The 12221-nt window shown below is 39.3% G+C and carries 6 protein-coding genes; all 6 read right to left on the reverse strand.

Annotated features, from left to right (window positions below):
• Nucleotides 1-148: 148 nt before the first annotated feature.
• Nucleotides 149-1174, reverse strand: coding sequence for a LacI family DNA-binding transcriptional regulator (locus D0817_RS02315; protein ID WP_127336768.1), 1026 nt, complete (start codon nucleotides 1172-1174; stop codon nucleotides 149-151).
• Nucleotides 1175-1601: 427 nt separating this feature from the next.
• Nucleotides 1602-4301, reverse strand: a complete 2700-nt coding sequence (locus D0817_RS02320) for a glycoside hydrolase family 78 protein (protein WP_127336769.1) — start codon at nucleotides 4299-4301, stop codon at nucleotides 1602-1604.
• 141 nt (nucleotides 4302-4442) lie between these two features.
• Nucleotides 4443-6740 carry a GH92 family glycosyl hydrolase gene (locus D0817_RS02325; protein WP_127336770.1) on the reverse strand — a complete coding sequence of 766 codons (2298 nt, stop codon included), beginning with the start codon at nucleotides 6738-6740 and terminating at the stop codon, nucleotides 4443-4445.
• A 31-nt stretch (nucleotides 6741-6771) separates the two neighbouring features.
• Nucleotides 6772-7698 carry an ROK family protein gene (locus tag D0817_RS02330; protein WP_127336771.1) on the reverse strand — a complete coding sequence of 309 codons (927 nt, stop codon included), beginning with the start codon at nucleotides 7696-7698 and terminating at the stop codon, nucleotides 6772-6774.
• 51 nt (nucleotides 7699-7749) lie between these two features.
• On the reverse strand, nucleotides 7750-10020 hold the full coding sequence (locus D0817_RS02335; protein WP_127336772.1) for a GH92 family glycosyl hydrolase: 2271 nt from the start codon (nucleotides 10018-10020) through the stop codon (nucleotides 7750-7752).
• A 25-nt stretch (nucleotides 10021-10045) separates the two neighbouring features.
• Nucleotides 10046-12214 carry a hypothetical protein gene (locus D0817_RS02340; RefSeq protein WP_127336773.1) on the reverse strand — a complete coding sequence of 723 codons (2169 nt, stop codon included), beginning with the start codon at nucleotides 12212-12214 and terminating at the stop codon, nucleotides 10046-10048.
• Nucleotides 12215-12221: the final 7 nt, after the last annotated feature.

Genomic DNA, 12221 nt, shown 5'->3' on the forward strand with positions numbered 1-12221 from the left:
AATAAATTATGCTGAAAATGAAGACAATTTGAAGCGGAAGTGCATAAAAAACTAATACTATTTATCAAATAAATGTATTGACAATGAGGTTAGTGAGAAGGATAAATGTAAATTTTAAATCGTTACAAAAATGAGTGTAGTCTACAGACTATTTGGCTAATGAAGATTCACGAATGATTAGTTCTGTTTTTAAAATAATTTTATGACTGGTTTCGGTAACGTCTTTTTTCTTTAAAAGCGGTAACATTACTTCCATCAACTTAGTACTTATCTCTACTAAAGGCTGAGAAACAGATGTAATAGAAGGATCGTAAATTTTGAACATGTCATTGTCATCAAAAGCAATAAGGCCAAGATCTTTAATCAGTTTTGGATTGGTTTCTTTTAAAACTTCCAGTCCGCTTTGTGCAAGGTAATTAGTAGCAAAAAACATCGCATCTAAATCCGGATCCTGTTCTAAAAAGTTTTTAATATATTCTTTGCCTCTTCCTTTGATGATCTCATGAAAAGGAATTTGAAGTGTGTTGGGTTTCAGACCATTTTCGTTTGTTGCTTTTTCATATCCGGATAAACGTCCATGCATCTGACTCTGATCTGAAGCTGTAGTAACAAAACCGATATTCTTAAATTTATTCTGGATCAAATGCGCTGTGGCATCATAAGCAGCCTGTTCATTGTCGATCACCACACTGTTGCAGTCCAGTCCTTCAAAAAACCTGTCCAGCAAAACAACAGGAATATTATCTTCTATTAATTTTTCGATCGTGTCCCTGATGCCCGGAGAAGGTACAATGATAAATCCGTCCACCTGACGAAAATTAAATAAGGTGATTAATTCATTTGATTTTTCATCATCATTTTCGTTACTGCAAAAAATAACTTTATAGCCTTTTTCATAAGCGATATCTTCAAAAATACGTGCCAGTTTAGAGAAGAAGTTGTTTGAAATATCCTCAACCATAAAAACAAGAATTTTTGATTTTCCGGTTCGAAGACTCTGTGCAATCTGATTAGGTCTGTAGTTTATTAATTTTGCATAATCTAAAACCTTTTTTGTCAGCTCTTTAGAAATGTATTTTTCTTTTGCCTTACCATTCAACACAAAAGATACTGTCGTAACAGATATCTTTAATTCATCAGCAATATTTCTAATAGAAACAGGTTTTTTTTTCATTTTATAATCATTTTATAATCCAAAACTACAAATATTAGTCAAATATAGTAAAGTTATCATTCCGCCGTATGTAAGTATGCGATATCAACCTTTTCCAGTGTTATTTTTAAATTTAAAAAAATAAAAAAAAGAGGTCTTCACTTCTCTTTTTTAAACATTCAGAATAACATCCAAACCTAAACAGAAAGACTTGTAACATCCGGTATTATATTGTCAAAAAACAATACTATTCTGTTACTTACCTTCCATATTACGGCAAATATACTAAAACGTTTTAGCAAAATACTAGTATTTGTATTGTACTCTTATCAGTACTACAGCAATAACTTTACAGAATAACACACTATTAAACATGCCTTCTCCGGGCTAAAACTGGCGAGTATCAAAAATGACAATACATTAAAATGACTACAAAGCCGGGAAATTACTACTCCGTAATAGTAATAGAATAAGATCCCGCTTCTAATTGGAAAACTTTATACAATCCCTCATTGGCGGCGCTGTTTTCTTTTGGATAAATATGGACTGTATTTTTATTTTCCAGATACAAACTCGCGTTTGCGTTTGGCGGAATAGTGATTGTGTAGTGAATTTTTCCTTTTTTATGTTTCCAACGCGATACGATTTCCCCGTATGGACTTTGAAATTTTGCTTCGAAAGAAGTAAGACCGTGCACAAAATGAGGCTTTAAGATAATGTGTTTAAAACCCGGTATGTTTTCGTCCGGAAAAATACCGCCCAGCCCTTTGTACATCCACGCACCAATTTCCCCAAACATTATATGATTCAGTGAAGCGTCATTTTTTTCAACATCAAGCGGCCAGTTTTCATACAGCGTAGTCGCTCCGTTTTTGATCCAGTACCCCCATGATGGGAAATCTTCCTGGGAAGCAATTTTATAAGCCGCGTCTGCGTAACCGTTTTCACTTAAAGCATTCAGTAAAGCTTTGGTCCCTAATAAGCCCACGTCAAGGTGAAAGTTGGTTTCCTGAACTTTTTTATATAAATTATCAGCTACTTTTTGTCTAAATTCTTGCGGAACCAGTCCCCAATAAAGCGGACCAGCCAGTTCAGTTTGTGTCCCGCTGCAATAAACAGCTGTTGTTTTGTTTAGAAACTGTGCGTTAAAGGCCTTTTTTATTTTTTCTGCCAAATTAAAATAGCGTTCAGCATCGTCTGTTTTTCCCAGTATTCTGGCTGTTTTTGCTAAAATCAGGGCATCGGTATAATAATACATCGATGACGTGAGTGCCTTAGAACTTGTACTTTTCACGGGAACCCAGTCTCCTAATCCCCAATCGGTTATACCACCCGGATAACGTTTTTCGATCAGATCTACATACTTTTTGATGTTCGGATACATTTTAGCCAGCAGACTGCTGTCTCCATAAAACTCATAAATTTTCCAGGGAATAATGGCCACCGAGCTTGTCCAGTCAGGACCTGTTGCAAACTGATAGCCGAATTTGCCCGGATTGGGAATAATATTAGACAGTCCGCCATCGGGTTGCTGTTCGTCCTGATGGTCGGCAAGCCATTTTTCGTAAACCGTGATTCCGTCAAAATTATAAAGTCCCGTTTCTACGGCCGTGTGGGCATCCCCGGTCCAGCCGTTTTTTTCGCGCTGCGGACAATCGGTCGGATAACCGAATAAGTTTGCCAGATAACTGCTATTGGTCGCTTTCCAGATCTTGTTGACTACTTCATTTGAGGTTTTAATAGTTCCAACTGCAGGGACATCGCTGTGCATTTCGAGTGCCAAAAGACTCTTTTTATCTAAAGCAAAAGGACGACTTGATGTTACTTCTACATATTGAAATCCTTTGTAATTGAATTTCGGTGAAAAATGCTCGCCGTCATTTCCTTTTGCAATATAAATATCCGTTTGGAAAGGATCGGAATTGTCAGTCGGACGGTAATGCAAATCGATATTAGACATATCAACTCTTCCGTTTTTGTATAACCGCTCGCCATGCTTGATGCTGAAAGTAGTTCCGGCTACCGCATTTTTTATGGAAAGCCTGACTGTTCCCGCAATATTTCGGGGAAATGTAAATACGTATAAGGTATCATTCCGTTTGTCCACTTTGATTGGTTTTAACTCATTGACAACACGGATAGGATGCATTTGCTGCGCTACCAGCTTAGAGGACGGGGCACTAATGCTTTTCGATTTTTCCCAATTGTTATCATTAAAATCAGGTTGATTCCAATTGCTTATTTCTTTTCTGGCATCATAATGTTCACCGGTATAAATACTATTAAAAATAACAGGGCTGTCTGCTGTTTTCCATGTTTCATCGCTAGTTATTGTTTCAGAAGTAGCATCGGTGTAGGTAATTTTGATGTTCACCAGGAAACGGGGACGATTGCGCCAGATTGTTTTGTCAAAATCCCAAACTGCTGTTGATTGGTGGTTGTACCATCCGTTTCCCAGCAGGATTCCAAATGCATTTTTGCCGTTTTGCAACTGCTTTGTAATGTCTAAACTGGCATATAAATTTCGGGCATCAAAGCGCGTAAACATTGGATCCAGCATTCGGTTTCCGACTTTTTTGCCATTGATGTAAAATTCATACAATCCCGCGGCGGCAATATAAGCACGAGCTGATTTTATTGTTTTTGCTGTTATAATTTCCTTCCTGAAATAAGGAGCCGGCTTGTAATGCATATCGTGTGAATCTGTTATCCAGCTTCCTTTCCAGTCCGTTGGTTCGAGCATTGCCGTTTCAAAGCGCTGTATTTTGGAAATTCCGGCCTCGTTTTTTTTGTCCCACACTTTTACTCTCCAGAAGTAAGTGGTAAACGATTGGAGTTTTTCTCCTTTATACGAAACTAAAACAGCATTAGAAATTACCTTTCCTGTATTCCAGACCGCTGCTTTTCCTTTTGACAAAGCGATTGAATCAATGCCAATTTCTATTTGATACGCCGTTTGTAACGCTCCTGGTCTGCTATCATGCAATTGCCATGAAAGTCTGGGTTCAGCTACATCAATACCCAACGGGTTAACAAGATGTTCACATTGAAGACGCACCGGAGCCTGAGCATATCCAATAAAATTGATCCATAAACAAAGCGAAAAAAAATGCAGTGCGGAACTGTATCGGGGTCTATGTTTTTTCATTATTGGGGTTTATTATTTAGGGAACTTCACCTTTTATTATTTACAAATTTCGTACTTATTTTCTACCTCTCAACTGACATTGGAAAACACCTGAAATTGAGAAAACACCTAACTTTTACAATTAGGTGTTTTGCCATTTTACTATTTTTCATTCGAAAGGGAATAAGGAAAATCGGCTTTTGAATTTCCTCTGTTTTTATTAGGAGTGCTGCTCATTTCAAAATCAATGACTGCCCCTTTTAATAATTCTGAATGGCTCAGCCAGTTATTGTTATCAACTTTGCCATTAAATTTCATGCTTTTGATGTACTTGTTCTGAGCGTTGTTTTCAGGCGCGTTGATCGAAACTTCTTTTCCATTTTGCAACTGAAGTGTGATCCTTTTAAATAAAGGTGCACCAATCACGTACTGATCGCTTGCAGGAGTTACAGGATAAAATCCCATAGCAGAGAAAACATACCAGGCAGAAGTTTGTCCGTTATCCTCATCTCCACAATAGCCGTCGGGCGTTGCTTTGTACATTCGGTTCATGGTTTCCTTTACCCAATACTGTGTTTTCCAGGGTTCGCCTGCATAATTATAAAGATACGTCATATGCTGAATCGGCTGGTTGCCGTGCGCATATTGTCCCATGTTCGCAATTTGCATTTCCCTTATTTCATGGATGACGCTGCCATAGTAACTTTCATCAAAAACCGGGGCAGACGAGAATACTTTGTCCAGCTGGCTTACAAAAACCTCACTGCCTCCCATAAGATCAATCAGGCCCTGCATATCATGAAAAACAGACCACGAGTAATGCCAGCTGTTTCCTTCTGTAAAAGCATCACCCCATTTAAATGGGCTAAACGGTTCCTGAAATTTTCCGTCTTTATTTTTTCCCCTCATTAAATTAGTGGAAGAATCAAATAAATTCTTGTAGTTCAGACTGCGTTTTTTATACAAATCGGTTTCTGATTTTGGTTTGTTTAAAGCTAATCCTAATTTGTAAATAGCAAAATCGTCATAGGCATATTCTAATGTTCTTGCCGCATTTTCATTAATTCCGGCATCGTAAGGCACATACCCTAAAGAACTGTAATAATCAATCCCCAGGCGCCCCACCGCTCTTAATGGTCCTGCATTATTGGCGCCATGAATCAGGGCTTTGTACAGATTTTCGATTTCAGGATTATTTTTCTTTTCACTTTTTAAATAGGCTTCCGCTACAATTGAAGCCGAATTGTTACCCACCATAATGTCTCTCAAACCGGGACTTGCCCACTCCGGCAGCCAGCCGCTTTCGTTATAAGCATTGGACAAACCTTCCTGCATTTGCTGATTTAATTCCGGATACATCAAGTTTAAAAAGGGATATAAAGCTCTGAAAGTATCCCAGAAACCGGTATCCGTAAACATATATCCGGGTAAAACTTTTCCGTTATACGGGCTGTAATGAACTACTTTTCCCTTAGCATCAAACTCATAGAATTTTCGTGGAAAAAGAAGCGAACGGTATAAACTGGAATAAAAAGTGGTAAATTGTTCTGCTGTTCCTCCTCCTGCTTTAATGCGGCTTAGTTCGGTATTCCATATCTTCTTCCCTTTTTCTTTTATTTCGTTAAAATCATCCCTGCCAAGTTCCTTCAGGTTTCTTTCGGCCTGCTCGTAACTGATAAATGACGAAGCTACTTTTAGATTTACTTTTTCTCCTTTTGCTGTTTTAAATCCAATTACGGCTCCTGCATGGTCCGCCTGGGTTTCTTTGATTTCCAGTAATTTATCTCCGTCGAAAGTTTTACTTACCGTGAAATCTTTATCAAAAATAATCACAAAGTAATTCTTAAAATTTGCCGGAACACCACCGCTGTTTTTAGTGGTATACCCTATTATTTTATTTTCTTTTGGAATTATTTTTACATAGGAACCTTTATCAAAAGCATCGATGACCACATATGCCTCATTTGTTTCCGGAAAAGTAAACCTAAATCTTGCCGCTCTTTCTGTTGGTGCAATTTCGGTCGTAACATCATGATCGGCCAGATAAACGCTGTAATAATAAGGGGTAACGATTTCTGATTTATGCGAAAACCAGCTTTCTCGTTCGGCTTCTTTAAAGCGAAGTTTACCGGTCACCGGCATAATCGAAAATTGTCCGTAATCATTCATCCAGGGTGATGGCTGATGGGTTTGCTTGAATCCTTTTATTTTTTTTGCCGAATAGGTATAAGCCCAGCCGTCACCCATATTTCCTGTTTGTGGTGTCCAGAAATTCATAGCCCACGGCATGGCAATCGCCGGATAGGTATTTCCGTTCGAAAGTGTGTGATCAGAATCGCTGCCAATTAAAGGATTTACCCAGTCAACAGGGTTTTCAATGTTGTTGATAATACCTTCTTGTGCCGATACGCATTGAAAGACAAAAAAGAAAGCAACTGATTTAATTAAGAAATTTTTCATTTATGATTTGTGTTTTCTCTACTTTTATTACTTAAAAATTGGGAAGTTTTTCTTTTATTTTTTCCCAGAACCCTTCATTAAAAATATGGCTTGATCCGATAATACTGGATTCTTCGGTGTTGTCCAGTATTGTTACGGAGATTTCAACATTGTTCTCTTTCCATTGTTGCAGCACTTTGGGTAAAAAAAGCGCATGACACCTGGCTATGTTTCCACCTATAATCAGTGAATTTGCTTCAAATTTCAAAATATAAGGCAAAAGAAAATCGCTCAGGTTATGGGCAAACTCGTCAAATATCCTGGCTGAATATTCGTTTTTGATACGGGCAATTTCTCTCACCCCATCAGCGCTTTTCTGGCCGCTGTACTCCTCATATTTTTTCAGAAACCATCTGGTAGAGAAATAATCATCGGCGATAGTATCCTTAAAATTTTTATCCCAGAGACAGCCATTTTCAGGCGCATCATAACTGTTTATTACCGGAATAACGTCGTTTAGAAATGAAGCTCCAAAACCGGTTCCTAATGTGATGGCAATTACTTTTTGGTCCCCTTTGCCGTCTTTTTGGCTTAAGGCACTTCCTATTCCGAACGAAGTGGCATCATTCAAAAATCGGAATGTCACATTTTTATTGTTCAGATACGGAATTAATTCCAGTGGCACATTCACATTATATAATGATTCGTACTTGTCATTTCCTTCAAACAAGGCAATTCCTGTTTCGTACTGAAATGGTCCGGGCATAGAAAAAGCAATACCAATCGGGGTATCAACATCAATTGTACTGAGCGTTCGATTGATAATCTCGGCCCACTTTTTCAGAATTACTCCCTTGGATGCCTTACTGTCAACGGCACCACTAAAATAACTTTCGCTTATTATTTCGAGATTGTCCTGATTTACTGCCGCACTGCTAATATGGCTTCCTCCTATATCGACTCCTATAATTATTGACATTTTCTGGTGGTATTTTTATTTACTGACTTTTTAAAAATCTCTTCGTTTAATTTACTTTTTGGTTAGGGAAAATGGACGATCTGAGGCGTTGATCCCTCTTTTTTCGTTTGGTGTATTTTTCATTTCGAGTGTAAAAACACCGCCGTTTGTTAAATCGCCATACGTCAAAAAGTTTTGGGTGTATTCTTTACCATTTAGGGTTGCCGACTGAATGTAAACATTCTCTTTGCTGTTGTTTTTGGCCTCGATTACAAACTTTTTACCATTTTCTAAATTGATGGTCGTTTTTGCAAAAACCGGACTTCCCAAAACGTATTGGTCTGTTCCCGGGCAAACGCTGTAAAAACCAAGTGCGCTTAAAACATACCACGAAGAGGTTTGTCCCTGATCTTCATCACCCGGATAACCGTTTTCGGTAGAATTGTACAGTTTTTCCATAACATCTCTTACGTGATATTGCGCTTTCCAGGGTTGTCCTGCGTAATCGTAAAGGTAAATCATGTGCTGAATGGGCTGGTTTCCGTGAGCGTACTGTCCCATATTCCCTACTTCCATTTCGGTCATTTCGTGAATTTTACCGCCGTAAGTTCCCACATTCACCGTGTTTGGGCTCGAGAAAACGGCATCTAATTTTTTGTTGAAATTAGCTTCACCTCCGAGTAGATTAATCAAACCCTGGGGATCCTGAAAAACCGACCACAGGTAATGCCACGCATTTCCTTCTGTAAAAGGGCCTCCCCATTCGTACGGATCAAAGTTTGATTTCCATTCCCCGTTGGTATTTCTGCCTTCCATGAAACCATCTTTGGCATTGTATACATTTTTGTAATTGTACATTTGTCTGGAGAAAACGTCCTGATAGAATTGATTATCTGTCATTTTTGCCAATTGATATCCGCAGAAATCATCGTATGCATATTCTAATGTTTTTGCCGTTGCTTCTCCATATTCCGGATACGGAACGTAGCCCAGAGTGAAGTATTCTTTCCAGCCGTGTCTTCCGTTTGAAGGGCCTTGCGGGCCTTTATTGGTGGCTTCGTGATAATAGGCTTTTAGTGCTTTTTTAGGATCAAAAGTTCGGAATCCTTTTGCCCAGGCATCTGTCAGAAGTGAAATTCCGTGATTCCCGATCATACTTCCGGCTTCTGCGGGAAATGACCATGACGGCAGCCAGCCAAACTGATCGTACGCATCGACCAACGCCCCTACATAACGTCCGTGCATTTGCGGGGACAATAGCGCATTCAAAGGAAATTGCGCCCTAAAGGTATCCCAAAAACCGGTATCTGTGTACATGTATCCGTCGTGTACTTTTACATCGTACGGGCTGAAATAGACCGGACTTCCGTCGGCTTTTTCTTCATAGAATTTTCTGGAGAAAAGACTCGCCCGGAACAAACAGGAGTAGAAAGTCCTGAATTGTTCTTCGGTTCCGCCTTCTACAACCACTTTTCCCAATTGTTTGTTCCATACTTTTCTGGCGGCTTCTTTGGTATCTTCTAATTTTTTGAAGTTTCCTAATTCCTGATTCAGGTTTTGTTGCGCCTGCTCGTAACTTATATAAGAGGAAGCGATTTTTACCTGAACGGTTTCGCCGTCTTTAAACTGAAGATAGGCACCTGCGCCTTTTCCTTCTAACGAAAGTTTATCTGATTTTTCGCCGTTTCTGTTTTCCCAGGTTCCCTGTGTTTTGAAAGGTTTGTCAAACTGAATTACGAAATAGTTTTTTAATTCTTTCACCTGATCAAAACCTTTTCCGTTTTGAACAAAACCGGTAATCTTGTGGTTTTTAACGTCAATCGTCACACCGCTCATTCCGGTATATCCGTCCAGAACAATAAAGGCAGTTTGCTTTTTCGGGAACGTAAAACGCATGTGAACGCCTCTTTCTGTCGGAGCCATTTCGGTTGTTACATTATTCTCAAATTGTACTTTGTAGTAATGCGGTTTAGCAATTTCATTGTTATGACTAAATTTTGCTGCTCTTTTATCTTCGTTCAGTTCTAAAGCGCCTGTTTCGGGCATTAATGAAAATACGGCGTAATCATTGGACCATGAACTGCATTGATGTGCCTGCTGAAATCCCCTGATGGTTTCCTTGAAATACTGGTATTTCCAGCCATCGCCGTTGTTCCCGGTTTGAGGTGACCAGGTATTCATCCCGAAAGGCAATGCCGTTGTAGGATAGGTATTTCCTTTTGTCAGCTCATGTTTAGAATTGGTTCCCTGCAAGGTGTTCACATATTGCGTCAGATCTAAAGCCTGTGCGTGACCTGAAAATTGTGCTAAAAGAAAAAAGATTAGATATTTATGATACTTCATGTTTTCAGTTTTATTCGTAATTAATCTACCATTTCAGTTGTACGCTGATGCCTTTGCTGTCGTTTTCAAATTTTAAAAGACAGGTTTTGCTGGCTTCATCCCAATTCGTGGTAAATGCTGTACTCGTTTGTTTGGCATCATTGCTCAGGATTATCTCCGAAGGTTTTGATGGCAAAAGAATGCGCATGGCGTTCATTGTATTTGATGGACTTTTGGTTAAAAAGGAATAACTGTTTTTAGTCGTTTTTTCTTCGTAAACCCTAGAAGCCGCAGCCAATACCTGAGGCTGTTTTTTATTTTCAATTCGGTTTAAATCGAATAAATAAGCCTGTTCGCCGGGATGGATTGTTTTTTCCTGTAAAACAGGCAATTCGGGGTCAAAAAGGTCAATCACTGGTCTTTTTATATGCAAAGGTTCCTTGTTGTCATTTTCATCTAAAACAGCGATAATGTCATAAGGTCCGCGCTCCAGATAATAGAAATTTTTAAGTTCCAGTTTTTCTTTGGGCACCGCATTATGATAGGCTTCAGCAACGATGTCGATAAAACCTGTGTCATTATTTTTTTCTAAAACCAGCTCTTTTGGATTTTTTCGAACTATAAAAACATTTCCTTTTCCATAAGTGTAACTTGTTTTTGAATCTTCTGCTTTCAGGTTCATTAATTCGAAAAGATGTTCTGATGGCGCTTTGTAGGCATTCCCGTTTTGGTTCCACCATTCGGTTACTTTCTGAAACGGGTCGTCATCTTTTCCGTAATAAATCAACATTCCGCCATCTTTTACCCATTTGGCCAAAACCTCATGATTTTTAGCCGAAAGCGGTTTCATGTTCGCATACGACATGATCAGGACTTTGGTATCCTTTAAATTAGAAACTAAATCCAGGTTTTCCATGTGAACGGTTCCAACGGGAATTCCTCTTTTCAGCAACGGCAACGCCATCCCGTAAAAATTAGAAAGTGACGGATCTGTGTACCCGTCATGAAGCGGAAAACGCTGAAACATTATCGAATTCGCCAATAAGACATTGATTCCTTTGGTTCCGTTGATTTCATTTTTTGAAAGCGGCATGTTATTCAGCGAATTGATCATCACCTGCATTTGCGTGCCGTATGCTTTAGAAAGCGGTTGTTTTTCCTGACCTTCTTCCATCTTAAATTTACCTAAATAAATTCTTGGCGGCCAAGGCATTACTTCATAGCTGGCTACGGTTGGGTACATCAACTGAGCGGTAAAAGTGGCCTGATAATTTTTCTTGTAATCGGCCCAGGTCTGACTTCTGTCTTCTATTGGATCTGTCAGAAAAAACATTTCCCTGCCGGTTGGAGCCGTCATCGAAACCATTGAACCGTATTCTAAAAAGGCATTTTCGAAAGTCCTTTCTTTAAAATCTCCGTTAAAATAAACCCTTTCACGGGAAGTTCCTGTCCAGACCTGTGCAATGTAACCGTCCATGTGTGGCAATTGTGCCAGACTGGCTTCAGGACTTACGATTTCCCAGGAAGCATAATTGATTAAGGAATGTGTCGGGACATAACATTTTACTTTTCTGCCAATGCTTTTGCTATAGGTATGAACGTATTCAAATACATTTTTCAGGGCATTGAAATACAAATCGTATTTTAGTTTTGAGGACAAATAAGTGGCTTCCGGAGATTCGTGCTGGGCCTGCCAGGGCGATCCGTAGAACTTCTGCCATTCGTTTTTGAAGGCGTCGCTATAGCCGGCTCTTGCCCAAAATTCAGGTTCTTCGAGATAAATCGCGGTCGATCCTGCATCAATGGCTTCTTTTACCAATCCTTTGATGTAGGCAATATATCCGGCGGTAGGAACGGTGTACGGAACATCTTCGCCATGCCAGATGATCTCGCCGTTTTTCATTTTCTGACCTTCGTCAAAATGGGGCTTGCCGTCGTATTTTCCTTTAAAATAGTCTTTATATTGTCCCCAGGCAATACCGGTCATAAACTGAATGGTATAGCCGTGGTCTTTCCAGCTTTTGGCTCTCTCTTTAAAATTTCCGCCGGCATCGTTTATTCCGTAAACAATAGCCGCATCTGCCCTGACATCATAAGCAGGACTCCAGGCATCAGCTACCTGGAATACTGTTTTGGGGTCTTTTTTTTGCGCAAAGAATTGCGCCGGCAAAACGAAAAGACCTGAGAGGATTATTATTTTAGAATATTTTTTCATTTCCAAT

The organism is Flavobacterium cupreum, assembly GCF_003996965.1.
GTDB classification, from domain to species: domain Bacteria; phylum Bacteroidota; class Bacteroidia; order Flavobacteriales; family Flavobacteriaceae; genus Flavobacterium; species Flavobacterium cupreum.